This window comes from Synechococcus sp. OH2, assembly GCF_047462155.1.
Taxonomy (GTDB): domain Bacteria; phylum Cyanobacteriota; class Cyanobacteriia; order Thermostichales; family Thermostichaceae; genus Thermostichus.
In genome coordinates this window covers 238,416-239,126 of sequence record NZ_JANSIR010000095.1, presented here as the reverse complement: position 1 = coordinate 239,126, position 711 = coordinate 238,416, and the positions used below count along the sequence as shown (strand labels likewise).

Sequence of the window (711 nt, the reverse complement as noted above, 5' to 3'; positions counted from 1 at the left end):
GATTGGGGAAAACCGACCACGCTAACCCTTGTCTACAAACCATCTTTGCGGCAGTGGTATGCTTCGTTCCCCGTAGAGGTGGAGGTACCCCATGGCTCCCAGTTGGAGTTGAGGGATGAGTCTATCGTTGCCTACGATTCGGGCACCGAGACAGCCATCACCTTGTATAACGGGAGCAGAGGCTCGGCACACGGGATCCATGAAGCACCTGGGCCAGAGGAAGAGACGGAAGCCTTGCCCAGGTGGGGAAACCCCAGCTGCTTATGCAGTGGGGCCTAACTGCTGTTTGGGGAGGCTTGCGTTGCCCGCAGCTCTTCTTCCTTTGGGAGAGGGGAGCTAGCAACGCAACTTGTAGCACCAGGGCTGCCGGGCTCCCTTAGCTAATCTTGAGGCTGTTGATGTTGCACCGTCTCAGGGCAGGCGCCGTTCGCCTCACCAAGCCCGTCAGCACATTGCCAGGGCCAATTTCCCATACCTCTTGGATACCGTCGGCAGCCATCTGTAGCACTGTCTCTCGCCAGCGGACTGGAGCAGTCATCTGGGACAGCAGCGCCTGCTTGAGAACTTGGGGATCTCGGCTGGCGGCAGCCGTGCAATTGCTGTAGACCGGCACTCGCGGAGCCTGAAAGTCAACCTCGCGCAAGGTGTGGGCAAAGGTTTCCGCCGCCGCCTGCATCAAGGGCGAGTGAAAGGCGCCGCTGACTTTGAGGG

At 59.6% G+C, this 711-nt stretch carries 1 protein-coding gene; it reads right to left on the bottom strand.

The genetic code is table 11. The features are described from left to right. Nucleotides 1-376 precede the first annotated feature (376 nt). The coding region (locus NW835_RS09590) for an ACP S-malonyltransferase (protein ID WP_414415157.1) at nucleotides 377-711 on the bottom strand (335 nt) is incomplete at its 5' end.